This window comes from Pantoea sp. OVA07A (assembly GCF_019969975.1).
Taxonomy (GTDB): domain Bacteria; phylum Pseudomonadota; class Gammaproteobacteria; order Enterobacterales; family Enterobacteriaceae; genus Pantoea; species Pantoea agglomerans.
This window is the reverse complement of sequence record NZ_JAHXYM010000001.1, coordinates 506,626-530,356: the sequence shown is the minus strand read 5'-3', so window position 1 is coordinate 530,356 and position 23,731 is coordinate 506,626. Positions and strand designations below refer to the sequence as shown.

The window sequence follows — 23,731 nt, the reverse complement described above, 5'->3', positions numbered from 1 at the left end:
GGGTTGGCGATTGCGCCCATTCGTAAATTCAGGCATAAAGCGGAATCATGCTGTTTTCGCTGGAGGACCCCGCTGTGCATTATCAACCGAAAAGCGACCTGCTCAATCATCGCATTATCCTGGTCACTGGCGCTTCAGATGGCATTGGCCGGGAAGCGGCGCTGACTTATGCCCGCTATGGCGCAGAAGTGATCCTGATGGGCCGTAACCCTGAGAAGCTTCAGCAGGTCGAACAGGCGATCAATCAACTTAATCTCTGCCCTGCTCACACTGTGGTGTTCGATCTGGCCGAAGCGACACCGGAACGTTGCCAGCAGGTGGCAGAACAGCTGGCCCAACAGTTTCCGCGTCTTGACGGCGTGCTGCATAACGCCGGTATCCTCGGTGAGATTTTGCCGCTGGCTGAACTCGACCCACAGGTCTGGCAGCAGGTGATGAACATCAACCTGGACGCCACCTTCTTCCTGACGCAGGCGCTGTTGCCGCTGCTGTTAAAATCGGATGCCGGTTCACTGGTGTTTACCACCTCCAGCGTGGGCCGTACCGGTCGCGCGGGCTGGGGGGCTTACGCCGTCTCTAAATTTGCTACCGAAGGCATGATGCAGGTACTGGCTGATGAGTATAAAACGCAGGCATTGCGGGTGAACTGTATTAATCCGGGCGGGACGCGAACCAAAATGCGTGCCAGCGCGTTCCCGCAGGAAGATGCCAATAAGCTGAAAACCCCTGCCGATTTGATGCCGCTCTACCTTTATCTGATGGGTGATGACAGCCGTCGTAAAACCGGGATCAGCTTTGATGCCCAGCCAGGCAGAAAACCGGGAGCCGCTGAATAATGGCTGACGATCGTCATCAACAGCGTCAGCAGCGGTTAAAAGAACAGGTAGATGCGCGTATTGCTGCAGCCACGGAGGTTCGTGGCATCCTGATGGTCTTTACCGGCAATGGCAAAGGCAAAACGACTGCGGCCTTTGGCACCGCACTCCGCGCCACCGGTCATGGCAAACGCGTGGCGGCTATCCAGTTCATTAAAGGTGACTGGCCGAATGGCGAGCGAAACCTGCTGGAACAGCACGGTGTTGAATTTCAGGTGATGGCAACCGGCTTTACCTGGGATACGCAGAACCGCGAAACGGATACCGCCGCCTGTCTGGCGGTGTGGCAGCATGCAAAACGGATGCTGGCCGATGAGCAGCTGGATCTGGTGGTGCTCGACGAAATCACCTATATGGTCAGCATGGATTATCTGCCACTGGAAGAGCTGATAGCGGCCCTGCAACAGCGCCCGGCGCATCAGAGCGTCATCATTACCGGACGTGGCTGTCATCGCAGCCTGACTGAGATGGCGGATACGGTGACTGAGATGCGGCCGGTTAAGCACGCTTTTGATGCCGGGATACAGGCTCAGCAGGGAATTGACTGGTAACAGAAAAAGAAAACGCAGCCCTGGGGCTGCGTTTTTAGCGATCGGGCAACGTGATTAACCGGAGTTACGTTTGCTGCCCGGATTGCGGCGTGGTGCACGTGGGGTGCTGCTCACTTTACTGTGACGTTTCACGGCACGACGAATCTGGTTCGCTTTGGTGCGACGACGATCTTTTTCGACCACCAGTTTGGTAACCGTTTCATCATCCATCTCCACCAGATTACGCAGGTAGTTAACCGCAGGCAGATCCAGTTCGGTCCAGCCACCGCGTGGCAGGCCTTTTGGTAAGGTGATATCGCCGTAGCGAACACGCATCAGACGACTGACCTGCACGCCGACCGCTTCCCATAAACGACGCACTTCACGGTTGCGTCCTTCGGTCAGGGTCACGTTGTACCACTGGTTGATCCCTTCTCCACCGCCAAATTTCAGGGTTTTAAAGGCAGCCGGGCCATCTTCCAGCTGAACGCCCTTGCTCAGCTGACGAATTTTATCATCGTCGACCTGACCAAAGACGCGCACCGCATATTCACGTTCCACTTCACGGCTCGGATGCATCAGGCGGTTCGCCAGTTCACCGTCAGTGGTGAAGAGCATCAGACCACAGGTGTTCACATCCAGACGGCCAACGGCAATCCAGCGTGAACCGCGCAGACGAGGCAGACGGTCAAATACCGTTGGGCGCCCTTCAGGATCGCTGCGGGTACAGAGTTCACCTTCTGGTTTGTAGTAAGCCAGCACGCGGCAAACTTCGGTTGCTGATTCAGCAATCGAGACCAGATGGCCATCAATACGGATTTTCAGAGATTTGCTGCTTTCAACGCGGTCGCCCAGGGTGGCGATCTTGCCGTCGACGCTGACACGGCCAGCGGCAATCATTGATTCGATTTCACGACGCGAGCCATGACCGGCACGCGCTAAGACTTTCTGTAACTTTTCGCTCATTGAGCTTCCTCTTTGTCGCCTTCCCAGGCGTCACGGTAGGGTGATAATTCTTTCTGAATCAACAGGTTAACCTATTAATTCGGCCCCATTATACAGGCATTTACCCCTGAAGTAACGCGCTTTATGAGTGGGTCTGAAGCGAATTAAGAAGGGTCAGCCTCTGATAGTTTTAGATCTGATAATATCTGACGCTGATTTAAATAATCCCCGTGCATCTGACAGGAATAAGATTAATAAAATGCATGTATTAAAAACTTTATAGCTGATGACAATTAAATTTTCTAACCACTTTAGTTTCATCAACGTAATGTTCTGGTGATAAAAACCTTAACACTATCTTACACTTTCGCTGGTTTTCCCTTGCTTTTATTCTTCTTAAAAAAACATTAAAGTTAGCACAAAAAACTGTTTTAATGACTTAATCCATTATAACCGCTCGGTAAATACAAAAAACCCAGATTTTTTCTAACGCAGATTTATTTAAGGCCTTATTTTCAAGGACATTTGATTCTTATTAGCTTTAATAAATTGTACGACACTATTAAGCTGATATACTTTATTCCTGTAGCACAATAAAAAGCAGGACTCACGACAGAGGGGTCTTGCAACAATGAAGTCCGGCTTTTGTTATTCGTTTATAAAAATAGTCTTTTTAGATTAATCCAATAAACCGGCGCATCCGGAGTTGTTGCGTTAATACGGTTCAGTGATGAACCTTGCTTGCATGTCAAAAATCTTCACCAGGGATTTCCCGACATGCCTGAATAAAGAAACCCATCATGAAAAACCTGTTGCTGTGCCCGGTGCTTGCTGCACTGGTGCTGAGCGGGTGTTCTGTGGGCCACACTGAGTACAGTCGTACGGCGATGCAGCACGTAGATATGAGCGTGACTGGCATTCCGACGATCCTCGGTCTCGGCACACTGGGCACCAGCATTCCTCTGACGCCTGAATATAGCCTGACAGCTGCGCACGTTGCCAAAACTGCCGTGCAGCGCGTCAAGTCTTATCACCCTTATTGCGACCTTGCGATTATTTATCACAAGAATGACGCCAGCACGCTGACTAAGTTCCGCAGCAGCGACATCGGCGATCCGGTTAAAATGTATGGCTACAGTTTTATTTCAGCGATGCCGGTTGAATCGACCGGAGTTAATTTAGCCCGTACGGCTATTCGGAATAACTGGAATAAAAGTCCCTGTATAGCCATGGCCTCCAATGCAGGTGTTGTTCAGGGGATGTCGGGCGGCGGCGTTTATAACCGTGATGATACGCTGGGCGGCGTGATTGTTGGCTATTCTGACTCGATTAAAAATGGGCGTAATAACAAAGTGATCCTGAAAGATGTGTCACTTTATATTCCTTACGGCCAGTTCAAAAGCTGGTTAGAGTCGAATCTGGCCCAGACACCGACACGCGGTGCCTGAGCCTGAGGGCTTACAGGAACGGGCGGGTATCGCCCACCCCTTCACGCACAATTTCCGGCGCATCGGTGGTCAGATCGACCACCGTGGTCGGCTGCTGGCCCAGCGTGCCGCCGTCGATAATCAGATCGACCAGCTTGCCGATGCTGTGCTGGATCTCTTCCGGATCGGACTCGGTGAAATCGTTGCCCGGCAGAATTAATGAGGTCGACATCATCGGCTGATTCAGTGCTTCCAGCAGCGCCAGCGCCACGGGATTAGAGGGCACGCGCAGACCAATGGTCTTACGTTTTTCATTCATCAGGCGGCGCGGCACCTCTTTGGTCGCCTTGAGAATAAAGGTGTAGTTGCCTGGCGTGTTGTTTTTCAGCAGGCGAAACGCTGAGTTGCCCACCTGCGAATAGACCGACAGCTCAGAGAGATCCCGGCACATCAGGGTAAAGTTGTGGTGCCCGTCGAGCTGACGGATACGACAGATACGCTCCATCGCGCCCTTCTCCTCCAGCCGACAGCCCAGCGCATAGCCGGAATCGGTTGGATAAACAATGACGCTGCCTTTGTTCAGGTAGTCAACCGCCTGATTAATCAGGCGGGGCTGCGGGTTGTCCGGATGAATATGAAACAATTGACTCATAGAAACCTCGTGTCACCTTTCCGTGATTGCCAGGCTGGGAGCCAGATCCGGGAAGCGTTCCCAGACCGGCTCAACCGCCGCGGGCAGCCAGAGTTTGCGGCCCAGTTCAATCCACGGACAGGGTTGATGAAAATCAGAACCTTGTGATGCGGCCAGTTCATTATCTCTGGCGTATTGCGCCAGCGTCGTGCGCTCATTAGGTGGCTGCTGGCACTGCGCGACTTCCATCGCATCACCGCCCGCTTCGCGGAAATGGGCGACCAGCCGTTTGAGCCACTTTGCCGATAAACCGTAACGGCCAGGATGCGCCAGCACGGCGCAGCCACCAGAATGATGAATAGCATCAATAGCTTGTTTAATTGTACACCATTGTGGCGGCACGTAACCGGTTTTGCCACGCGCCAGATAATTTTTGAACACCTGCGCCATATTCTCTGCTTTACCCTGCTCAATCAGGAAGCGGGCAAAGTGACCGCGGGTAATGATGCCGCCATCAGCCAGTCGCGTGGCTCCCGCCAGCGCATCCGGGATACGTGCCTTCGCCAGTCGCTCACCAATCTCTTCTGCACGTGCTTGCCGACAGGCATGTTGTCCGGCCAGAAACGCCACCATCGCCGGATGGCGGATATCAATGTTCAGTCCCACGATGTGAATCTCATGGTTTTCCCACAGGGTGGAGATTTCTGCGCCCGCCAGCACTTTTATCGGTAAATCGTAATCGATTGCCGTTTGCTGCGCTTCATCAACCCCTGCAACGCTGTCGTGATCGGTGATCGCCAGTACGCCGACGCGCATCTCAACCGCTCGCTGCACCAGGGCGGCTGGCGTCAGTAAGCCATCGGAGGCACGCGTGTGGCTGTGTAAATCATAAACCGGGAAACGGGCGATATCGCTCAAGAGAACTCCTGCAAAAACTAAACCGGCCAGCATGATAACGATTTTCACGGTCAGTGAAAAAGTGTATTGACATTTCCGCTCTGAACCCGTTAACTAGTACACAAGTTCACACGTAACGGGTATTCAATCATGGCTGTTGTAATCACGCATTTAAACGGTTGGCGCAATGTTCCCGAAAACGGGCGACAGGGTCGTGCACACTTTGCGTAAACGCTGTGCTAATACCTGAGCCCGCCACCGAGCGGGCTTTTTTTTGAGCGAAATTCAGAGAAATCATCATGCCAAATGCGAAACCTACAGTGAAGTTGATTACCGGCACCGCACCCTACCGCGAAGATCCGGCCGCAGTGTTTCACCAGCTGTGCGGCGCACGTCCGGCAACCCTGCTGCTTGAATCCGCTGACATCGACAGCAAGCGCAACTTAAAAAGCCTGCTGATTGTCGACAGCGCGCTGCGCGTCAGCGCAATGGGCAACAATGTCACCGTTCAGGCGTTGTCAGAAAATGGCCGCGCCCTGCTGCCGCTGCTGGATGAGGCCCTGCCTGCGTCGGTCAGCAATCAGGTTCGTCCCGATGGACGCGAGCTGACTTTCCCGCAAAGCACCGACCATCAGCAGGATGAAGATTCCCGCCTCAAGGCACTGTCGGTGTTTGATGCTTTGCGTCTGATTCCACAACTGGTCAACTCCCCTGCCGATGAGCGCGAAGCCGTGCTGCTGGGTGGCCTGTTTGCTTATGATCTGGTTGCCGGTTTTGAAACCCTGCCGGAGCTGGATAATCAGCAACGCTGCCCTGACTACTGTTTTTACCTGGCAGAAACCTTACTGGTGATCGATCACCAGACCCGCAGTGCGCGTCTGCAGGCCAGCCTGTTCTGCCCGTCCACCAGCGAGTTCCAGCGCCTGCAGCGCCGCATCGAGCAGTTGCACGGCCAGATGCTGCAGCCGGCACCGGCTCTGCCGGTCCAGCCGGTAGAACAGATGACGCTGACCACCAGCCAGAGTGATGAAGAGTATTGCGACGTAGTACGCACCCTTCAGCAGGCGGTTCGCATCGGCGAAATTTTCCAGGTCGTGCCGTCACGTCGCTTCTCGCTGCCGTGCCCGTCGCCGCTGGCTGCTTATGAGACACTGAAAAACAGCAATCCCAGCCCCTACATGTTTTTCATGCAGGATCAGGATTTCTCATTGTTTGGCGCGTCGCCGGAGAGTTCGCTGAAGTATGACGCCACCTCCCGTCAGATTGAGATCTACCCGATTGCCGGTACCCGCCCGCGTGGCCGCCATGCTGATGGCTCACTGGACCGCGATCTCGACAGCCGCATTGAGCTGGAGATGCGTACCGACCATAAAGAGCTGGCTGAGCATCTGATGCTGGTGGATCTGGCGCGTAACGATCTGGCACGTATCTGCGTGCCCGGCAGCCGTTACGTGGCTGACCTGACCAAAGTCGACCGCTACTCGTTTGTGATGCATCTGGTTTCCCGCGTGGTGGGTACGCTGCGCGCGGATCTCGATGTGCTGCACGCTTATCGTGCCTGTATGAACATGGGCACGCTGAGCGGAGCACCAAAAGTTCGCGCCATGCAGTTGATTGCCGGGGCTGAACGCACCCGTCGCGGCAGCTACGGCGGCGCGGTGGGCTACTTCACCGCCCAGGGCGATCTCGATACCTGTATCGTTATCCGCTCCGCCTATGTAGAAGATGGCGTCGCCACCGTTCAGGCGGGCGCTGGTGTGGTGCTGGATTCTAATCCGCAGGCTGAAGCTGATGAAAGCCGCAACAAAGCGCGCGCCGTACTGCGCGCTATCGCGACTGCCCATCACTGCAAGGAGATCTTCTGATGGCCGATATTCTGCTGCTCGATAACATCGACTCTTTTACCTATAACCTGGTTGATCAGCTGCGGACCTTTGGTCACAACGTGGTGATTTACCGCAACAACCTGCCCGCCGAACTGCTTATTGAACAGCTGCAGCGGATGGAGAACCCGGTGCTGATGCTCTCTCCCGGTCCCGGCGCGCCAAAAGATGCTGGCTGTATGCCGGAGCTGCTGCGGGTGCTGCGTGGTCGTCTGCCAATTATCGGTATCTGTCTGGGTCACCAGGCGATTGTCGAAGCCTATGGCGGCCATGTGGGCCAGGCAGGCGAGATCCTGCACGGCAAAGCCTCTTCAATCGACCATGACGGCGAGGCGATGTTTGCCGGTCTGAGCAATCCGCTGCCGGTGGCGCGCTATCACTCGCTGGTGGGCAGCAACACGCCGGAAGAGCTGACGGTGAACGCCAGTTACAACGGGATGGTGATGGCCGTTCGCCATGAAACCGATCGCGTATGCGGGTTTCAGTTCCATCCTGAATCGATTTTGACTTCTCAGGGCGCGCGCCTGCTTGAGCAGACGCTGGCCTGGGCGCTGGCGAAGTAACAGGGAGAATAAACATGCAACAGACACTGGAAAAACTTTACCAGGCGCAGACGCTGAATCAGGCTGAGAGTCATCAGCTGTTCAGCGCCATCATTACCGGACAGCTGGAGCCAACGCAGCTCGCTGCCGCGTTGATCGCCATGAAAGTGCGCGGTGAAACGCCGGAAGAGATCGCCGGAGCCGCCACCGCACTGCTGGAAGATGCCAAACCTTTTCCCCGCCCTGATTATGCGTTTGCCGACATTGTGGGCACCGGCGGCGATGGCAGTAACAGCATTAATATCTCGACTGCCAGCGCCTTTGTCGCTGCGACCTGCGGTCTGAAAGTGGCGAAGCACGGCAACCGCAGCGTCTCCAGCAAATCGGGCTCCTCCGATCTGCTGGCCGCCTTTGGCATCAATCTCGATATGCCCGCTGACCGGGCGCGCCAGGCGCTGGACGATCTGAATGTCTGCTTCCTGTTTGCGCCGCAGTATCACACCGGTTTTCGCCACGCGATGCCGGTCCGCCAGCAGCTTAAGACCCGTACGCTGTTTAACGTGCTGGGCCCGCTGATCAATCCGGCACGCCCGCCACTGGCGGTGATTGGCGTCTACAGCCCGGAACTGGTGATGCCGATTGCCCAGACGCTGAAAGTGCTGGGTTATCAGCGCGCGGCGGTGGTTCACGGTGGCGGAATGGATGAGGTGGCGCTGCACGACGTGACCCATGTGGCCGAACTGCGTGAAGGTGAAATTACGCGCTATCAGCTCTCGCCAGAGGACTTTGGTTTTGGCTTCCATCCCAAAGAGGCGCTGGCGGGCGGCACGCCGGAAGAAAATCGTGACATTCTGACCTCTTTACTCCAGGGTAATGGCCAGCAGGCCCATGAGGAGGCCGTCGCCGTCAACGTGGCGATGTTGCTTAAAGTATTCGGTCAGGAAGATCTGCGTGAAAACGCACAGCAGGCGCTTAACGCCATCCGCAGCGGACAGGCTTATGAGCGTGTCGTCGCACTGGCAGCAAGAGGATAATCATGAAAGGCACCGTGTTAGAAAAAATTGTTCAGGACAAAGCGATTTGGGTTGAAGCCCGTCAGCAGCAGCAGCCTCTCTCTACCTTTCAGAACAGCATTGAACCTGCCAGCCGTCATTTCTACGACGCGCTGCAGGGTGCAAGAACCGCGTTTATCCTGGAGTGTAAAAAGGCCTCTCCCTCGAAAGGCATTATTCGTGAGGATTTCGATCCAGCCGCCATTGCCGGGGTCTACCGCCACTACGCTTCCGCGGTATCTGTGCTGACCGATGAGAAATATTTTCAGGGCGACTTCGCCTTTCTGCCGATTGTCAGCGCGGCCATCACCCAGCCGGTGCTGTGCAAAGATTTTATCATCGACCCCTATCAGATCTATCTGGCCCGTTACTACCAGGCGGATGCGATTCTGCTGATGCTGTCAGTGCTGGATGACGAGCAGTATCGTCAGCTGGCCGCTGTGGCGCACAGCCTGAAGATGGGCATTCTGACTGAAGTAAGCAATGAAGAGGAACTGGAGCGGGCTATCGCGCTGCAGGCCAAAGTCGTGGGTATCAACAACCGCGATCTGCGTGACCTCTCTATCGATCTTAACCGCACCCGTCAGCTGGCACCGCGCCTGTCACACGGCGTCACGGTAATCAGCGAATCAGGCATTAACAGCTATGCCGATATTCGCGAGCTGAGCCATTTTGCCAACGGCTTCCTGATTGGTTCTGCACTGATGGAAGAAGCCGACCTGACCGCAGCGGTGCGTCGGGTCACGCTGGGCAGCAATAAAGTGTGCGGCCTGACCCGTGCCGAAGATGCGCGTGCCGCCTATGAAGCCGGGGCAATCTATGGTGGGCTGATCTTCGCGGAAGGTTCCCCGCGCCAGATTGACACCGCTACGGCGCAGACCGTTATCGCTGCGGCCCCGCTGCGCTACGTCGGCGTGTTCCGCAATGCCGCTATGAGTGACATTGTCACGCAAGCCGGTGCGCTTTCACTCTCTGCGGTGCAGCTGCATGGCAACGAGACGCCGGCGTTTGTGGCTGAACTGCGTGCGGCTCTGCCAGCAGAGATTCAAATCTGGAAGGCGCTGCGCATTGAAGGCACCTTGCCGGCGCGCGACTGGCCTCATGTTGACCGTTATGTGTTTGATAATGGCGACGGTGGAACCGGACAGCGTTTCGACTGGTCGCTGTTGCAGGGACAGACGCTCAACAATGTTCTGCTGGCCGGTGGCCTGAGCGCGGATAACTGTGTTGAAGCCGCGCAGCTCGGCTGTGCCGGCCTGGACTTCAACTCTGGCGTGGAAAGCGCGCCTGGCATCAAAGATGCCCGTAAAATTGCCGCTGTGTTTCAGACACTGCGAGCCTACTGATTTGCCTGGCCTGCTCAACGGCGGGCCCGAGAAAGGAAGATAAAAAATGACGTTACTTAATCCCTACTTTGGCGAATTTGGCGGAATGTATGTTCCGCAAATCCTGATGCCAGCCCTGCGCCAGCTGGAACAGGCGTTTGTCGACGCCCAGAAAGATCCTGAGTTTCAGGCCGAGTTTACCGACCTGCTGAAGAACTATGCGGGTCGGCCTACCGCCCTGACGCTGTGCAAAAACCTGACTAAAGGCACCAAAACCCGCCTCTATCTTAAGCGTGAAGATCTGCTGCACGGTGGCGCGCACAAGACCAACCAGGTGCTGGGTCAGGCGTTGTTAGCCAAACGCATGGGCAAAAACGAAATCATTGCCGAAACCGGTGCGGGTCAGCACGGCGTAGCTTCAGCGCTGGCCTGTGCGCTGCTGGGCATGAAATGCCGCATCTATATGGGCGCAAAAGATGTGGAGCGTCAGTCACCCAACGTCTTCCGTATGCGTCTGATGGGCGCAGAAGTGATCCCGGTGCACAGCGGCTCCGCCACGCTGAAAGATGCCTGTAATGAAGCACTGCGCGACTGGTCTGGCAGCTACGAGACATCACACTATATGCTCGGCACCGCAGCGGGTCCGCATCCCTTCCCGACGATTGTGCGTGAGTTCCAGCGCATGATTGGCGAAGAGACTAAAAAGCAGATTCTGGAAAGAGAGGGGCGTCTGCCCGATGCGATCCTCGCCTGTGTGGGCGGCGGCTCCAATGCCATCGGCATGTTTGCCGACTTTATCGATGAGACCAGCGTGAAGCTGATCGGCGTAGAGCCTGCGGGCCACGGCATTGAGACCGGCGAGCATGGCGCACCGCTCAAGCACGGTCGCGTCGGCATCTACTTCGGTATGAAATCGCCGATGATGCAGACCCATGATGGCCAGATTGAGGAGTCTTACTCGATCTCTGCCGGCCTCGACTTCCCGTCGGTAGGCCCGCAGCATGCGCACCTGAACAGCATTGGTCGTGCGGAATATGTCTCCATCACCGATAACGAAGCGCTGGCCGCCTTTAAACAGCTCTGTCGCGATGAAGGTATCATTCCGGCGCTGGAGTCATCCCACGCCCTGGCGCACGCCATGAAGATGATTCAGGCCGAGCCGGAAAAAGAGCAGTTGATTGTGGTCAACCTCTCTGGCCGCGGCGACAAAGATATTTTCACCGTTCATGACATTTTGACAGCGCAGGGAGAAATCTGATGGAACGTTACAATCAACTGTTTACGCGGCTGTCAGCGAATAACGAAGGGGCTTTCGTTCCTTTTGTTACGCTGGGCGATCCGTCACCGGAGCTTTCACTGCGTGTGATTGATGCCCTGGTTGAAGGAGGCGCGGATGCACTGGAGCTGGGTATTCCCTTTTCCGATCCCCTTGCAGATGGCCCGACCATCCAGAATGCGACGTTACGCGCCTTTGCGGCGGGCACCAACACCAGCCAATGCTTTGAAATGCTGGCCACTATCCGCCGTAAGTATCCGGATCTGCCGATTGGATTGCTGATGTACGCCAATCTGGTCTTCACCAACGGTGTGGATGAGTTCTATGCCCGTTGTGCAGAGGCGGGTGTGGATTCGGTGCTGGTGGCGGATGTGCCCGTTGAAGAGTCCGCGCCCTTCCGTCAGGCGGCGCTGCGTCATGGCATAGCACCCATCTTCATCTGTCCGCCTAACGCCAGCGATGAGCTGCTGCGCGAGATCGCTTCACACGGACGGGGTTACACCTACCTGCTGTCGCGCGCGGGCGTGACCGGTGCTGAAAACCGCGCCAGCCTGCCGTTGCAGCATCTGATCGACAAGCTGCGTGAATACCATGCAGCCCCGCCGCTGCAGGGCTTTGGTATCTCTGAGCCTGAACAGGTTAAGGAAGCGATCGCCGCGGGCGCTGCGGGCGCGATCTCCGGCTCTGCGATTGTCAGAATCATCGAAAAACATCATTCAGAGCCTGAGGTGATGCTGAGCGAGCTGAAGAACTTTGTCAGCCGTCTTAAAGCCGCCAGCCGTTAATCCTGCCAGCATGCCTTATCGCGCGATAAGGCATGATTTGTTTCCTTTTTTTTCATTCCCCCATTTGCCCTTTTTGCAAAATCTGCACCACAATGACAATGCGCCGTTACGGTAACGTCGCATCCATTTTGTGACAGGGAGAGAAAGCAATGAAATTCGTTAAACTGCTGACAGGTGCTGTACTGGCGGGCGTGGTTGCGCTGACACTGAGCGCCTGTGCGCCAACCGCAACCAAAGAGGGAACCGGTGGCTATATTGATGACACCGTGGTGACCACAAAAGTTAAAGGTGAACTGCTGAAAGATGACTCGCTGAAATCAACTGAAATCAACGTAGAAACCTTCAAAGGTAAAGTTCAGCTGAGCGGTTTTGTTTCATCACCACAGATGGCTAACCGTGCCGTTCAGGTTACGCGCAGCGTGGCGGGCGTGAAGTCCGTTGTTAACAATATGCAGATCAAATAACGTCTTAACAGACAAAAAAAGGCCGCTGATTCAGCGGCTTTTTTATTATCTTTATCCTCAGAAACGGTAACCCGCTCCGAAGAAGAAGACCCAGGGATCGATGCGCATATTGATATTCTGCTGCTCGCCACCCGCTTTAAACTTCACTTCCGTATCAATATCCATGTACCACACCGACGCATTCAGCATCCAGTCACGGTTAATCTGATAATCCAGACCGACCTGACCCGCCACACCCCAGGAATCCTTCACGCTGAGATCGGTCAGGCCCGCATCGCGGCCCGTTTGATTGAAATCGGCATCGTAAAAGGTGGTGTAGTTGATACCCACGCCAACGTAAGGACGCGCTTTGCTCTTGCTGTCAAAGAAGTAGTACTGCGCCATCAGCGTAGGCGGTAACTGGCGTACTGTTGCCAGTGTTCCGGTCGGGCCCAGGCCCACTTTGTGACGGAACGGTGTGGCGGCCAGTAATTCGACACCAATGTTGTCCGTTGCCATGTAAGTAAAGGTCAGGCCCAGCTGCGTGTCGTTGGATGCGCTGAACTCGCCCATCCCTAACACATTATCGGAACCTTCGGTGGGCCGGACGGTGGCACTACCGGCACGCATAAAGAAGTCGCCTGCTTCGTGGGCCATCGACAGCTGAGGGAAAGCCAGAGCCAGCAGCATCGCGCATTTTGCCAGTTTCATCATCACTCCTTTGCTTAATGTTAATGTCGCGAACGTCATCGCTTTTTGCTGGCAAATATTTAACGTGATTTACAGAAAATTGCACTCTGTACCCTTCAGATAAATTACTTAAAAAACAATGAATTGATTTAGATCAATTTCGGCTCAGGCTGGCGCAGCAAAATTCCCCTTGCTGAATAATTTCGCCAGGCCTATTTTGCTTATCTTCTCTGGTGATTTTGGTTCGATGCCCTGGGAGGGGCGGGTGATCAAATGAGTGAAATAACTAACCCTTGTGTCAGCTGTGGCGCCTGCTGCGCCCATTTCCGCGTCTCATTTTACTGGGCCGAAGCCGATGATGCCGGCGGCCCGGTGCCGACCGCATTAACCGAACCGCTCAGTCTGTTAATGCGCAATATGCGTGGAACGAACGATCGCGCGCCGCGCTGCGTTGCCCTTGAGGGCGAGATTGGCGGCTGTGTCTCCTGCGGAATTTACGAACAACGTCCGACGCCCTGTCGGGAATTTTCGATGACGGGCGAAGCGGGTATCCACAATGAAGCCTGCGATCGCGCCCGCGCCCGCTATGGTCTTCCCGCCCTTTTTTCTCCATCTTTACCTGTCATGACAGAAAGTTATGCCGCAGCGGGTGCCCGCGAGCTGTCAGAACATGTACAATCGCCGGGTTAATTAACCCGGTTCCTCAAAGGAGTGTACATGTCTATCACGGCAAGCTCGTTATACCGTGACACAGGAAATTTCGCGCGCCATCAACTGGCTACGGTGCTGTTGATGTCGCTGCTGGCCGCTTTTATCACCGTCATGCTGGTGCATGTGCTGACGCCAGGTGCCGATCAGATGGCCCTCCTGCAACAGGGTGACGATAGCGCCGGTTCGCTGTTTGAGATGGTGCAGAATATGTCACCGGAACAGCAGCAGGTGCTGCTGCGCGCCTCGGCGGCCAGCACCTTCGCTGCGCTGATGGGGAACACGCTGCTGCTTGGCGGAATGCTCTATCTGATCCCGATGGTCTCTTCCGGCCAGCGTGTCAGTGCGTTGCGGGCGATTGGTGCTTCAGCGCCGCTGCTGCCAAAGCTGCTGCTGCTCACCTTCCTGATGACGCTGGTGGCGCAGCTGGGCTTTATGGTGCTGGTGGTGCCAGGCATTCTGCTGACGATTCTGCTGTCGCTGGCTCCGGTGATGGTGGCCAGTGAGAAGATGGGTGTCTTTGCCGCCATGCGGGCCAGCATGCGGATGGCGTGGAAGAATGTGAAGCTGATTGCCCCCGCTATTCTGCTCTGGCTGCTGGCCAAAGTGGTGGTGATGCTGTTCTTCTCTTCGCTGACGGTTTTACCGCTGAATGTCTCGTCGGTGATTTTCACCGCGGCAGGCAATGTGGTTTCGGCGATGTTGATTATCTATCTTTATCGGCTCTATATGCTGTTACGTTGATTGACGATGTGCCTTCGGGCACATTTGCAGCCAACTCTGAATGGAAAAACTATGAAGCAGCTACTCGACTTTCTTCCCCTGGTGGTCTTTTTCATCTTCTACAAGCTGTATGACATTTTTGTCGCCTCGGGCGCGCTGATTGTCGCGACCGGTCTGGCGCTGGTTGTCAGCTGGGTGCTCTATCGCAAGCTGGAAAAGATGACGATTTTCACCTTTGTGCTGGTGGCGGTTTTTGGCACCCTGACGCTGGTGTTCCACAACGATGAGTTCATTAAGTGGAAAGTCACGGTTATCTACAGCCTGTTTGCCGCCGCCCTGCTCTACAGCCAGTGGTTTATGGAGCAGACGCTGATTCAGCGCATGCTGGGCAAAGAGCTGCAGCTGCCCGACGCGGTCTGGCGCAGGCTCAACGTTGCCTGGGCGCTGTTCTTCTTTATCTGCGGCCTGGTAAACATCTATGTCGCCTTTTGGTTATCTCAGGCGTTTTGGGTTAACTTTAAAGTGTTCGGTCTCTCCGGTCTGACCTTACTGTTTACCCTGCTCAGCGGGCTTTACATCTGGCGACAGATGCCGCAGCAGGAACAAAAATAATCATCTGCCCGGTCCGCCGGGCATTTTTTTAGCATTCACCTGCATAGAAGTGGAAGCAATGGGCGAAAAACATACATTGCCGAAAGGCGAAATGGTGCTGCGTACGCTCGCCATGCCAGCAGACACCAACGCCAACGGCGATATTTTTGGTGGCTGGCTGATGTCACAGATGGATATGGGTGGCGCTATCCTGGCGAAAGAGATCGCTGAAGGACGCGTGGTGACGGTTCGCGTCGACGGCATGTCATTTATGAAGCCCGTCGCGGTGGGCGATGTGGTGAGCTGCCATGCGAGCTGTCTTCGTACCGGCAACAGTTCCATGACGATTAATGTGGAAGTGTGGATCAAAAAAGTGTCGTCTGAGCCGATTGGACAAACTTACATTGCGACGGAAGCGGAGTTTATTTATGTGGCGGTCGACAATGAGGGTAATTCCCGTCCTCTGCCAGCCGGTCGCGCTAACCAGCAACCCGGCGAATGAAAAACAGGTCAGGCTGTTTCAGCCTGACCTGACGCTTTATTCTATGCTGGCCCCACCATTAATCTTAAACACGATATTCATGGTCAGACCCTGCCCTGGCCGTCCGCTCTGATAGCGCCACTTTTTCATCGCCTGCTTAACTTCACGCTCAAACATATTGCGCGGCTCAGCAGAGAGGATCTGGATGTTATCCACCCGTCCCTCACTGTCCACATCAAACTTCACCCGTACCCGCCCCTCTACACGCAGTGCAAATGCGCGTTGTGGATAGCCAGGTTTACTGACGTTCAGTGCTTTTGGGCCGGTTGAGGCCGATGAGGTGGGTGACAGCGTAGATTTTGGCGCCGTGGTCGGTTTGTTCTGCGTCGCCGGGGCTTCCTGCTTAAACGGATCGGCCTGCGGTTTGCTCTCCTGACGCGGCTTCACCTCGCGTTTAGGCTGCTCCCGCTTGTGCTCTGGTTTCGGTTTGGGCTTTGGCTTAGGCTCAGGTTTGGGAATCGGCACCGGCTCCGCTTTCGGCGGTTCGGGCACGGGCTGAGGTTCCGGCACCGGTTCAGGTTCTGGCTGAGGTTCTGGCTGTGGTGCAGGCGGCTCCACGATGGCCGGTGCAGGCTCAGGCTGGACTTCAGGGGCGACCATGGTAACGCTGATGGGCTGCGACGCTTTGGGCACCTCAATCACCTGCTGGAATGAAGCATACAGAATTCCGGCTATCACGGCCCCATGCAAAGCAACAGACAACAACATGGAGACAGGCGTGCGTTTAGGTAATGGCATAGTCAGCGTGGTCATAACAGTCGCAGTGATTGAATGAAGCAGCGATTTTAAATGCAAATAGCAATCAGTTTCAATAACTCCCGCCATCCCGCCTGAAGAAAAGCGCTTTTTAGCCCTTTATGCTGAGCCTTTCACCACTCTGAGGTTTCGTTTGCACTCTGAGGGGCAATCCCTTAACGTGTTGCGAAATTCTGGTTAATGGGAGTTCCTTAGTGCTTTACGTCATTTATGCAGAAGATACTGCAGATTCACTGGAAAAACGTAACGCCGTGCGCCCTGCCCATCTGGCACGGCTCAAACTGCTGCAGGAAGAGGGACGCCTGATCATTGCAGGCCCGATGCCTGCTGTCGACAGCAACGATCCTGGTGTAGCGGGCTTTACCGGCTCAACCGTGATTGCTGAATTCCCGTCATTAGAAGAAGCACAATCCTGGGCACAGGATGATCCCTACTTCGCCGCGGGCGTCTATAAGCAGGTTTCGGTTAAGCCGTTTAAACGCGTCTTCTGATCGTGACTCAGCATTGAAAATGGCTTCTGTGCCTGGCACAGAAGCCATTTTTATTTTGATCGTTCAAGAGAGGAAAGATGCAGATAATCATTCTGGGGCTATTGGCCATTATCGCTTTACTGATCGGAAGCGCGGTTTATCTCTGGCGAACTCAGGGCTGGCGTAATAAAAAGCAGTGGATTGTCATGCTGATCGTGCTGGCGGCGGCACTGCAGCTGGTGAACGTAACGCTGATGATGACGACACAACGTCTCGCTGGTTAATCAGACCTGAGGTTTCATTGCGACAGAGCAGCACATCACTCTCTGTCGCAGCAACCGGCCGGTCTGAATATTCTGCCTCGCGAATAAACGCAGCGACCAATTGATCTTAATAAATTAAAGCGTTGTTCTGAACGACATTGATAATAAACCGGCAGTACACCGGCCTGGTCTTTCAGTAATACACGCTCTCTTTAATATCCCGCCACTGGCTATTTTCAGCGATGAGTTAACCGCGATCCAGAATCAGGCCAATCAGCGCATGATAGTGCTGTTCTTCTTCCGGGCTGGTGACATGCTGTAAGCGGCCGATCAGTTTTGAGCAGATCGCTTTACGATTCAGACTACGACCCGAACTGATAATTTCCGTCACGACGGAGCCAAGAATGGCCTGTTGTGATGGCTGCGCGGCGCTATGTAAATAGGCGGAGATGTCAGAGACTGAAGCGGGAATACGAACGTTAGTCTGCATGGTTGACCCTCATAGGATTCATTTAAGATTAATAACCGATGCGATAAAGTTATACAACAACGAGCTATCTGTACAGATATTTAGCTTAAAAAATCAGATCGTCTTGTTTTAATGAGAACAAACCCATAAATAACAGCACATTACAACACTGTAAAGTTGTACAACTTTTTAGCCTGCTGTTTTTATCCTGTTAATATTCCCTCTTTAGTCCGCGCCTGCATGACCTGTTTTACTATTAAAAAATGATCTTTCCGTCCTTTTTTTAGTATTAAAGAGGAATTATCTCGCAGAGCTGTCTACATTTACCCCTTGTGAGTTGAACCTCTGAATGGATGCACAGCACAGTCGCGGGCACATTATGCATAAAACTTATTCTGGCCAGTCCCTTACATTGCTCGACCCGCTGTTATCCCGGCTCCTTTCTATTGTTGACCCCAAAATAGAAGTAATGAGTGGTTACCCTGCTAATTGCTCAGTGTGGCTCACTGTTTATTATCAGCGTAAATCGCGTAAGTGGTCTTACGAATGGTACGATCGTGTGGGTTACCACAGGCCGACTGAGCTGGGCAGCTCAATGGAATGTCTGATGCGCGAAGTCAGCGATCGTGGCGCGTCGCATCAGGAGCACCTGATAGCGCGACGGGCGATGGCAGAATCGGTTTTTTTTGAAGCCTGATTTGAAGTCTGAATAGCCTGCTTTGTCCGACAGGCTGAATTCACCGGGCTTTCGCTATATTATCTGCGTAATAAACAGAATCGAACGACGCTGCTGTTGTGCCAGCTGATGGCGAATGCAGTGGATACGCTTATACCGCCGCGACTGCCCTTCCAGCCAGCGTGAGCGGCGGCGATGCACCTGCCGTAACATTCTCCAGCGCGCCACTTCATTTCTGCTTCGTTTCATCACTTCCTCTCTGACGTCATACACACGAGATATACGCGAGGGCATTATAGAGATCTCTGCGGTAATACCAAATCGGATCCTTCATCGAGGATGTCCGGGATAAAGGGTTCCGTTAGCCGTCATCTGCACGTAAACTTGCCGGACGAAAGCGCGAACGGGATGTCCACTTTATGACCACTTTTTATACCCTGATCAGCTGGTTGCTGGTGTTTGGTTACTGGCTGCTGATCGCCGGGGTTACGCTGCGCGTGTTGATGAAGCGACGGGCAGTGACATCCGCGATGGCCTGGCTACTGGTTATCTATATTCTGCCGCTGGTAGGGATTATCGCTTATCTCTCTTTTGGCGAACTCCATCTGGGTAAACGTCGTGCGGAGCGCGCCCGCACCATGTGGCCATCCACTGCCCGCTGGCTTACTGACCTTAAGCAGTGCCGTGAAATTTTTGCCACCGAACACAGCGACGTTGCGCGTTCGCTGTTTGAGCTTTGCTACCATCGTCAGGGCATCGCCGGGGTCAAGGGCAACCAGCTGCAGCTGCTCACCAGCGCCGACGACGTGATGCAGGCGTTGATTCGTGATATCCAGCTGGCCCGCCACAACATTGAGATGGTGTTCTATATATGGCATCCCGGCGGTCTGGCGGATGAAGTGGCGGAATCGCTGATGGCGGCATCACGCCGTGGCGTTCATTGCCGTCTGCTGCTCGACTCTGCGGGCAGTGTTACCTTTTTCCGCAGCCCCTGGGTCGGCATGATGCGCAATGCCGGAATCGATGTGGTGGAAGCGTTGCAGGTCAGCCTGCTGCGCGTCTTCCTGCGACGGATGGATCTGCGTCAGCACCGCAAAATCGTACTCATTGATAACTACATCGCTTATACCGGCAGCATGAACCTGGTCGATCCGCGCTTCTTCAAACAGAGCGCGGGTGTCGGTCAGTGGATTGACCTGATGGCGCGAATGGAAGGCCCGGTTGCCACCGCGATGGGGATTGTTTTCAGCTGCGACTGGGAGATAGAGACCGGCAAACGCATTTTACCGCCGCCGCCCGATCGCAACATTATGCCGTTTGAACAGGAGAGCGGCCACACCGTGCAGGTGATCGCCTCCGGTCCCGGCTTCCCGGAAGATATGATCCATCAGGCGCTGCTGACTGCGGTCTATTCGGCACGTGAACAGTTGATCATGACCACGCCCTACTTAGTGCCGAGCGACGATCTGCTGCATGCTATCTGTACGGCGGCGCAGCGTGGCGTCAATGTCAGCGTGATTGTGCCTCGTCACAATGACTCGCTGCTGGTTGGCTGGGCCAGCCGCTCCTTCTTCAGTGAGTTGCTGGAAGCGGGCGTGAAAATTTATCAGTTTGAAGATGGCCTGCTGCACACCAAAAGCGTGCTGGTCGACGGACAACTGAGCCTGGTGGGAACCGTGAATCTCGATATGCGCAGTTTATGGCTGAATTTTGAAGTGACGCTGGTGGTTGATGATGCGGGTTTTGGCAGCGATCTCGCCTGTGTGCAGGATGACTATATCGCCCGTTCCCGCCTGCTGGATGGCAAGCGCTGGGCAAAACGTGCCTGGTGGCAACGCATCGTCGAACGACTGTTTTACTTCTTCAGTCCTTTACTGTAAAACGAGCCAGATTGTGTAAATGGCCGCAGGCCGACAGGACAGACTATGGATTTAAATAATCGCCTTACCGAAGATGAAACGCTGGAACAAGCCTACGATATTTTTCTCGAACTGGCAGTCGACAATCTTGATCCGGCAGACGTCATTCTCTTCAATCTGCAGTTCGAAGAGCGCGGTGGCGCAGAGCTGTTCGATCCCTCTGAAGACTGGAAAGATCATGTCGATTTCGATCTGAACCCGGACTTCTTCGCCGAGGTGGTGATTGGGCTGGGTGAAGCGGACGGTGAGCCGATCACCGACGTCTTTGCTCGCGTGCTGCTGTGCCGCGAGAAAGACCACAAGCTTTGTCATATCCTGTGGCGTGAGTAAGCGTCAGATTTGATAAGAAAACGCCGGGCGATTGCCCGGCGTTTTGCATTATAGCGGGTCGACTTTCAGACAGGAGACCGCGTGATTGAAGCTGCCTTCCAGCAGCGGCCGGGTTTTCGCACACTCCGGACCGGCAATCGGACAACGGGTGCGGAACACGCAGCCTGATGGCGGATTGATCGGCGACGGCAGCTCCCCTTCCAGCAGCTGAATCTGCTTGTTCTTCTCCTTGTCCGGATCGGGGATCGGCACCGCGGACATCAGCGCACGGGTATAAGGATGCTGAGGATTGCTGTAGACCTCTTTGTAGGTGCCCAACTCCACCGCATGCCCCAGATACATTACCAGCACCCGGTCAGAGATATGTTTCACCACCGCCAGATCGTGCGCAATGAAGATCAGCGATAAGCCCATTTCGCGCTGCAGCTGCTGCAGCAGGTTAACCACCTGGGCCTGAATCGAGACGTCCAGTGCGGAGACCGGCTCATCACAGATAATCAGCTTTGGCTCCAGAATCAGCGCGCGGGCGATACCGATACGCTGACACTGACCGCCCGAGAACTCGTGCGGATAGCGGTTAATCAGGTTAGGCAGCAGCCCCACTTTCATCATCATATTTTTAACGCGGTCTTTCACTTCCTGACGCGCCATTTTTGGATGATAGGTACGCAGTGGCTCTGCGATAATATCGCCGATGGTCATACGCGGGTTCAGCGACGCCAGCGGATCCTGGAATATCATCTGGATATCGCTTCGCGCCTTGCGCCACTCCTCTTCACTTTGCCCCAGCAGATCACGGCCTAACCAGGCGACCCGACCTTCGGTCGCCTTCACCAGCCCGATAATGGCGCGCGCCAGGGTCGATTTACCACAGCCAGACTCGCCTACCACGCCCAGGGTTTCCCCCTCATACAGACGCAGGCTGACACCATCGACTGCTTTCAGGGTTTTTGATGGCTGCCAGAACCACTGCCTGCCATCTTTGATGTCGAAATGCACCTTGAGGTCGGCGATTTCCAGTAACACTCTTTTTTCAGCTACGGTGCTCATACTAACTCCTCCACCGGCTTAAAGCAGGCGCGCAGACGGCCTTCGCCAAAGGGTTCCAGCGGTGGTGCCTGGGTGCAGATATCCATAGCGTGCGGGCAACGCGGCTGGAACGGGCAGCCCTGCGGCAGACGCAGCAGGTTGGGTGGATTACCCGGAATCGTCGTCAGGCTTTCCCCTTCCGCATCCAGACGCGGCACCGCATTAAGCAGACCAATCGAGTAAGGATGTGACGGCTGATAAAAGACATCGCGGGCACGGCCATACTCCATGGTGCGTCCGGCATACATCACCAGCACTTTGTCGCAGATCCCTGCCACCACACCCAGATCGTGGGTGATCATGATAATGGCGGTGTTGAACTCGCGCTTGAGGTCGTTGAGCAGCGTCATAATCTGCGCCTGGACGGTAACATCCAGCGCAGTGGTCGGCTCGTCGGCAATCAGCAGTTTGGGACGGCACAGCAGCGCCATGGCGATCATGACGCGCTGACGCATGCCGCCGGAGAACTCATGCGGGTACATCTTCATCCGCTTGCGCGCTTCCGGCATTTTCACCGCATCCAGCATTCTCACCGACTCTTCAAACGCCTGCGCGTTGTTCATCCCTTTATGCAGCTTAAGCACTTCCATCAGCTGCTCGCCCACCCGCATATAGGGGTTCAGCGAGGTCATCGGGTCCTGGAAAATCATCGCAATTTGTTCGGCGCGCAGTTTATTGAGCTTGTTCTCGGGCAGATTCAGGATCTCTTTGCCATTGAACATCGCCGAACCGCCAATGCGGCCATTTTTCGCCAGCAGCCCCATCAGGGCAAAGGCGGTTTGTGACTTGCCGGAACCGGACTCACCGACAATGCCCAGCGTCTCACCGGCGCGCAGCGAGAAGTTCAGGTCGTTAACGGCGGTAACATCACCATCGTGCGTGCCGAAGGTAACGCGTAAATCTTTGACCGTAAGTAGCTGTTCGCTTCCCGCGCGGGCCGCCATTGCTGGCTGGAATTCATGAATAGTCATCGGGAAACTCCTTAACGATCTTTCGGGTCGAGGGCATCACGCAGGCCATCGCCGATAAAGTTGAAACAGAACAGCGTGACTACCAGGAAACCTGCCGGATAGAGCAGCAGCCACGGCGACACTTCCATCGAGTTTGCCCCGTCGCTGAGGAGTGCGCCCCAGCTACTCAGCGGCTCCTGCGTACCCAGGCCCAGGAAGCTCAGGAAGGATTCAAACAGGATCATGCTCGGCACCAGCAGCGAGGCGTAAACTACCACCACGCCCAGCACGTTCGGCACGATATGGCGCACCACGATTTTCCAGGTCGATACCCCACCCACATGGGCCGCTTCGATAAACTCTTTGCGCTTCAGGCTCAGCGTCTGGCCACGCACAATACGCGCCATATCGAGCCACGAAACCATACCGATAGCAGCAAAAATCAGCAGGATATTGCGACCAAAAAAGGTCACCAGCAGGATCACGAAGAACATAAACGGAAAGGAGTTAAGGATTTCCAGAATACGCATCATCACCGAGTCTGTTTTACCGCCGAGATAGCCAGCAATCGAGCCATAGAGCGTCCCGACAATCACCGCGATCAGCGCAGAAGCCACGCCCACCATCAGCGAGATCCGGCCACCGATAGCCACACGCACCAGCAGGTCACGACCCGAAGAATCGGTGCCGAACCAGTGACCAGAGGTGGTATCGGGCGGCGAGGACATCATGGCCCAGTCAGTATCGTCGTAGGTGAACTGCGCCAGCATCGGCGCAAAGATCACGAACAGGGTGATCAGGAACAGCACCAGCAGGCTGATGGAGGCAGCGCGGTTATGAATAAAACGACGACGCGCGTCCTGCCAGAGACTACGCCCTTCTACTTCCAGCTTCTCACTGAACGCATCAAGAGCTTCGCTGTTTTTCTTACTTAACATCATGGCG

General features: G+C 54.9%; 27 protein-coding genes, 1 pseudogene and 1 other annotated feature. Of the genes and pseudogenes, 18 read left to right on the top strand and 10 right to left on the bottom strand.

Features of this window, described 5'->3' with window-relative positions; genetic code table 11:
• The first annotated feature begins 74 nt into the window (after nt 1-74).
• Nucleotides 75-836 carry a YciK family oxidoreductase gene (locus LC417_RS02455; RefSeq protein WP_223565409.1) on the top strand — a complete coding sequence of 254 codons (762 nt, stop codon included), beginning with the start codon at nt 75-77 and terminating at the stop codon, nt 834-836.
• Nucleotides 836-1,426, top strand: coding sequence for a cob(I)yrinic acid a,c-diamide adenosyltransferase (gene cobO / locus LC417_RS02450; RefSeq protein WP_010670250.1), 591 nt, complete (start codon nt 836-838; stop codon nt 1,424-1,426). The genes LC417_RS02455 and cobO overlap by 1 nt, the downstream gene beginning before the upstream one ends.
• Nucleotides 1,427-1,480: 54 nt before the next feature.
• Here cobO and rluB read toward each other — a convergent pair whose 3' ends face one another.
• Entirely contained in the window at nt 1,481-2,371 is an 891-nt protein-coding gene (gene rluB / locus LC417_RS02445; RefSeq protein WP_010670251.1) for a 23S rRNA pseudouridine(2605) synthase RluB, read from the bottom strand.
• 779 nt (nt 2,372-3,150) lie between these two features.
• On the opposite strand from rluB, the gene LC417_RS02440 reads away from it, so the two are divergent.
• The gene (locus LC417_RS02440) at nt 3,151-3,798 is read left to right on the top strand and encodes a hypothetical protein (RefSeq protein ID WP_010244455.1); all 648 of its coding nucleotides are present in this window, start codon (nt 3,151-3,153) and stop codon (nt 3,796-3,798) included.
• A 10-nt stretch (nt 3,799-3,808) separates the two neighbouring features.
• Here the strand turns inward: LC417_RS02440 and LC417_RS02435 are convergent, their stop codons facing one another.
• Both LC417_RS02435 and LC417_RS02430 read right to left on the bottom strand, forming a co-directional pair.
• Entirely contained in the window at nt 3,809-4,429 is a 621-nt protein-coding gene (locus LC417_RS02435; protein ID WP_003853883.1) for an L-threonylcarbamoyladenylate synthase, read from the bottom strand.
• Nucleotides 4,430-4,441: 12 nt separating this feature from the next.
• Nucleotides 4,442-5,359 (bottom strand): PHP domain-containing protein, encoded by a 918-nt coding sequence (locus tag LC417_RS02430; RefSeq protein ID WP_181955249.1) that lies wholly within the window; start codon nt 5,357-5,359, stop codon nt 4,442-4,444.
• A gap of 120 nt (nt 5,360-5,479) precedes the next feature.
• Nucleotides 5,480-5,581, top strand: a sequence feature (Trp leader region).
• Nucleotides 5,582-5,604: 23 nt separating this feature from the next.
• On the opposite strand from LC417_RS02430, the gene LC417_RS02425 reads away from it, so the two are divergent.
• From LC417_RS02425 to LC417_RS02400, 6 genes and pseudogenes are all read left to right on the top strand, one after another.
• Nucleotides 5,605-7,170 carry an anthranilate synthase component 1 gene (locus LC417_RS02425; protein WP_010670253.1) on the top strand — a complete coding sequence of 522 codons (1,566 nt, stop codon included), beginning with the start codon at nt 5,605-5,607 and terminating at the stop codon, nt 7,168-7,170.
• Nucleotides 7,170-8,764 (top strand): annotated as a pseudogene (trpD, locus tag LC417_RS02420) (bifunctional anthranilate synthase glutamate amidotransferase component TrpG/anthranilate phosphoribosyltransferase TrpD). Before LC417_RS02425 ends, trpD begins: the two are co-directional and overlap by 1 nt.
• 2 nt (nt 8,765-8,766) lie before the next feature.
• Nucleotides 8,767-10,128: a bifunctional indole-3-glycerol-phosphate synthase TrpC/phosphoribosylanthranilate isomerase TrpF gene (trpCF, locus tag LC417_RS02415; RefSeq protein ID WP_010244438.1), complete on the top strand. Its 1,362-nt coding sequence runs from the start codon at nt 8,767-8,769 to the stop codon at nt 10,126-10,128.
• Between the two features lie 46 nt (nt 10,129-10,174).
• Nucleotides 10,175-11,365, top strand: a complete 1,191-nt coding sequence (gene trpB, locus LC417_RS02410; protein ID WP_010244436.1) for a tryptophan synthase subunit beta — start codon at nt 10,175-10,177, stop codon at nt 11,363-11,365.
• The gene (trpA, locus tag LC417_RS02405; protein WP_010244433.1) at nt 11,365-12,168 is read left to right on the top strand and encodes a tryptophan synthase subunit alpha; all 804 of its coding nucleotides are present in this window, start codon (nt 11,365-11,367) and stop codon (nt 12,166-12,168) included. Before trpB ends, trpA begins: the two co-directional genes overlap by 1 nt.
• 149 nt (nt 12,169-12,317) lie before the next feature.
• Nucleotides 12,318-12,632: a BON domain-containing protein gene (locus LC417_RS02400; RefSeq protein ID WP_010244430.1), complete on the top strand. Its 315-nt coding sequence runs from the start codon at nt 12,318-12,320 to the stop codon at nt 12,630-12,632.
• A 57-nt stretch (nt 12,633-12,689) separates the two neighbouring features.
• Here LC417_RS02400 and ompW read toward each other — a convergent pair whose 3' ends face one another.
• Complete coding sequence (gene ompW / locus LC417_RS02395) at nt 12,690-13,325, bottom strand: outer membrane protein OmpW (protein WP_029519099.1); 636 nt, start codon at nt 13,323-13,325, stop codon at nt 12,690-12,692.
• A 249-nt stretch (nt 13,326-13,574) separates the two neighbouring features.
• Here ompW and LC417_RS02390 point away from each other — a divergent pair, with 249 nt between their 5' ends.
• Genes LC417_RS02390 through yciA form a run of 4 tightly spaced genes read left to right on the top strand, consistent with a single transcriptional unit; the run spans nt 13,575 to nt 15,825 of the window.
• Nucleotides 13,575-13,991 (top strand): YkgJ family cysteine cluster protein, encoded by a 417-nt coding sequence (locus LC417_RS02390; RefSeq protein WP_223565408.1) that lies wholly within the window; start codon nt 13,575-13,577, stop codon nt 13,989-13,991.
• A 27-nt stretch (nt 13,992-14,018) separates the two neighbouring features.
• Complete coding sequence (locus LC417_RS02385) at nt 14,019-14,753, top strand: YciC family protein (RefSeq protein WP_010244420.1); 735 nt, start codon at nt 14,019-14,021, stop codon at nt 14,751-14,753.
• 51 nt (nt 14,754-14,804) lie between these two features.
• Entirely contained in the window at nt 14,805-15,344 is a 540-nt protein-coding gene (locus tag LC417_RS02380) for a septation protein A (protein WP_010244416.1), read from the top strand.
• Nucleotides 15,345-15,402: 58 nt separating this feature from the next.
• Complete coding sequence (gene yciA / locus LC417_RS02375) at nt 15,403-15,825, top strand: acyl-CoA thioester hydrolase YciA (RefSeq protein ID WP_223565407.1); 423 nt, start codon at nt 15,403-15,405, stop codon at nt 15,823-15,825.
• 36 nt (nt 15,826-15,861) lie between these two features.
• Here yciA and tonB read toward each other — a convergent pair whose 3' ends face one another.
• Complete coding sequence (tonB, locus tag LC417_RS02370; protein ID WP_223565406.1) at nt 15,862-16,617, bottom strand: TonB system transport protein TonB; 756 nt, start codon at nt 16,615-16,617, stop codon at nt 15,862-15,864.
• A gap of 197 nt (nt 16,618-16,814) precedes the next feature.
• Between tonB and LC417_RS02365 the strand changes: the two genes are divergently transcribed.
• Nucleotides 16,815-17,111, top strand: a complete 297-nt coding sequence (locus LC417_RS02365; RefSeq protein WP_010244407.1) for a YciI family protein — start codon at nt 16,815-16,817, stop codon at nt 17,109-17,111.
• A gap of 77 nt (nt 17,112-17,188) precedes the next feature.
• Entirely contained in the window at nt 17,189-17,374 is a 186-nt protein-coding gene (locus LC417_RS02360; RefSeq protein WP_010670260.1) for a hypothetical protein, read from the top strand.
• A gap of 226 nt (nt 17,375-17,600) precedes the next feature.
• On the opposite strand, the gene ycgZ is transcribed toward LC417_RS02360, so the two are convergent.
• The gene (gene ycgZ, locus LC417_RS02355; RefSeq protein WP_010244401.1) at nt 17,601-17,843 is read right to left on the bottom strand and encodes a regulatory protein YcgZ; all 243 of its coding nucleotides are present in this window, start codon (nt 17,841-17,843) and stop codon (nt 17,601-17,603) included.
• Nucleotides 17,844-18,291: 448 nt separating this feature from the next.
• On the opposite strand from ycgZ, the gene LC417_RS02350 reads away from it, so the two are divergent.
• Nucleotides 18,292-18,519, top strand: coding sequence for a hypothetical protein (locus LC417_RS02350; protein ID WP_223565405.1), 228 nt, complete (start codon nt 18,292-18,294; stop codon nt 18,517-18,519).
• A 54-nt stretch (nt 18,520-18,573) separates the two neighbouring features.
• On the opposite strand, the gene LC417_RS02345 is transcribed toward LC417_RS02350, so the two are convergent.
• The gene (locus LC417_RS02345; protein WP_003853917.1) at nt 18,574-18,747 is read right to left on the bottom strand and encodes a YciY family protein; all 174 of its coding nucleotides are present in this window, start codon (nt 18,745-18,747) and stop codon (nt 18,574-18,576) included.
• A 170-nt stretch (nt 18,748-18,917) separates the two neighbouring features.
• On the opposite strand from LC417_RS02345, the gene cls reads away from it, so the two are divergent.
• Together cls and LC417_RS02335 are read left to right on the top strand one after the other, a co-directional pair.
• Entirely contained in the window at nt 18,918-20,378 is a 1,461-nt protein-coding gene (gene cls / locus LC417_RS02340) for a cardiolipin synthase (RefSeq protein WP_010244396.1), read from the top strand.
• 45 nt (nt 20,379-20,423) lie between these two features.
• The gene (locus LC417_RS02335) at nt 20,424-20,747 is read left to right on the top strand and encodes an HI1450 family dsDNA-mimic protein (RefSeq protein WP_003853921.1); all 324 of its coding nucleotides are present in this window, start codon (nt 20,424-20,426) and stop codon (nt 20,745-20,747) included.
• A 48-nt stretch (nt 20,748-20,795) separates the two neighbouring features.
• On the opposite strand, the gene oppF is transcribed toward LC417_RS02335, so the two are convergent.
• Genes oppF through oppC form a run of 3 tightly spaced genes read right to left on the bottom strand, consistent with a single transcriptional unit; the run spans nt 20,796 to nt 23,727 of the window.
• On the bottom strand, nt 20,796-21,797 hold the full coding sequence (oppF, locus tag LC417_RS02330; protein ID WP_010244389.1) for a murein tripeptide/oligopeptide ABC transporter ATP binding protein OppF: 1,002 nt from the start codon (nt 21,795-21,797) through the stop codon (nt 20,796-20,798).
• Nucleotides 21,794-22,807: an ABC transporter ATP-binding protein gene (locus LC417_RS02325; RefSeq protein WP_010244386.1), complete on the bottom strand. Its 1,014-nt coding sequence runs from the start codon at nt 22,805-22,807 to the stop codon at nt 21,794-21,796. Before LC417_RS02325 ends, oppF begins: the two co-directional genes overlap by 4 nt.
• Before the next feature lie 11 nt (nt 22,808-22,818).
• Nucleotides 22,819-23,727: an oligopeptide ABC transporter permease OppC gene (gene oppC / locus LC417_RS02320; protein WP_010244382.1), complete on the bottom strand. Its 909-nt coding sequence runs from the start codon at nt 23,725-23,727 to the stop codon at nt 22,819-22,821.
• Nucleotides 23,728-23,731: the final 4 nt, after the last annotated feature.

Bases quoted from the DNA above. Each gene is read 5' to 3' on its own strand.
- ycgZ (WP_010244401.1), bottom strand. From the start codon at position 17,843: ATGCAGACTAACGTTCGTATTCCCGCTTCAGTCTCTGACATCTCCGCC.
- LC417_RS02360 (WP_010670260.1), top strand. From the start codon at position 17,189: ATGCAGATAATCATTCTGGGGCTATTGGCCATTATCGCTTTACTGATC.
- LC417_RS02440 (WP_010244455.1), top strand. From the start codon at position 3,151: ATGAAAAACCTGTTGCTGTGCCCGGTGCTTGCTGCACTGGTGCTGAGC.
- oppC (WP_010244382.1), bottom strand. From the start codon at position 23,727: ATGATGTTAAGTAAGAAAAACAGCGAAGCTCTTGATGCGTTCAGTGAG.
- LC417_RS02350 (WP_223565405.1), top strand. From the start codon at position 18,292: ATGAGTGGTTACCCTGCTAATTGCTCAGTGTGGCTCACTGTTTATTAT.
- ompW (WP_029519099.1), bottom strand. From the start codon at position 13,325: ATGATGAAACTGGCAAAATGCGCGATGCTGCTGGCTCTGGCTTTCCCT.
- yciA (WP_223565407.1), top strand. From the start codon at position 15,403: ATGGGCGAAAAACATACATTGCCGAAAGGCGAAATGGTGCTGCGTACG.
- LC417_RS02380 (WP_010244416.1), top strand. From the start codon at position 14,805: ATGAAGCAGCTACTCGACTTTCTTCCCCTGGTGGTCTTTTTCATCTTC.
- LC417_RS02430 (WP_181955249.1), bottom strand. From the start codon at position 5,359: ATGCTGGCCGGTTTAGTTTTTGCAGGAGTTCTCTTGAGCGATATCGCC.
- cobO (WP_010670250.1), top strand. From the start codon at position 836: ATGGCTGACGATCGTCATCAACAGCGTCAGCAGCGGTTAAAAGAACAG.
- cls (WP_010244396.1), top strand. From the start codon at position 18,918: ATGACCACTTTTTATACCCTGATCAGCTGGTTGCTGGTGTTTGGTTAC.
- LC417_RS02335 (WP_003853921.1), top strand. From the start codon at position 20,424: ATGGATTTAAATAATCGCCTTACCGAAGATGAAACGCTGGAACAAGCC.
- LC417_RS02345 (WP_003853917.1), bottom strand. From the start codon at position 18,747: ATGAAACGAAGCAGAAATGAAGTGGCGCGCTGGAGAATGTTACGGCAG.
- LC417_RS02425 (WP_010670253.1), top strand. From the start codon at position 5,605: ATGCCAAATGCGAAACCTACAGTGAAGTTGATTACCGGCACCGCACCC.
- LC417_RS02385 (WP_010244420.1), top strand. From the start codon at position 14,019: ATGTCTATCACGGCAAGCTCGTTATACCGTGACACAGGAAATTTCGCG.
- trpA (WP_010244433.1), top strand. From the start codon at position 11,365: ATGGAACGTTACAATCAACTGTTTACGCGGCTGTCAGCGAATAACGAA.
- rluB (WP_010670251.1), bottom strand. From the start codon at position 2,371: ATGAGCGAAAAGTTACAGAAAGTCTTAGCGCGTGCCGGTCATGGCTCG.
- tonB (WP_223565406.1), bottom strand. From the start codon at position 16,617: ATGACCACGCTGACTATGCCATTACCTAAACGCACGCCTGTCTCCATG.
- oppF (WP_010244389.1), bottom strand. From the start codon at position 21,797: ATGAGCACCGTAGCTGAAAAAAGAGTGTTACTGGAAATCGCCGACCTC.
- LC417_RS02435 (WP_003853883.1), bottom strand. From the start codon at position 4,429: ATGAGTCAATTGTTTCATATTCATCCGGACAACCCGCAGCCCCGCCTG.
- trpCF (WP_010244438.1), top strand. From the start codon at position 8,767: ATGAAAGGCACCGTGTTAGAAAAAATTGTTCAGGACAAAGCGATTTGG.
- LC417_RS02400 (WP_010244430.1), top strand. From the start codon at position 12,318: ATGAAATTCGTTAAACTGCTGACAGGTGCTGTACTGGCGGGCGTGGTT.
- LC417_RS02325 (WP_010244386.1), bottom strand. From the start codon at position 22,807: ATGACTATTCATGAATTCCAGCCAGCAATGGCGGCCCGCGCGGGAAGC.
- trpB (WP_010244436.1), top strand. From the start codon at position 10,175: ATGACGTTACTTAATCCCTACTTTGGCGAATTTGGCGGAATGTATGTT.
- LC417_RS02390 (WP_223565408.1), top strand. From the start codon at position 13,575: ATGAGTGAAATAACTAACCCTTGTGTCAGCTGTGGCGCCTGCTGCGCC.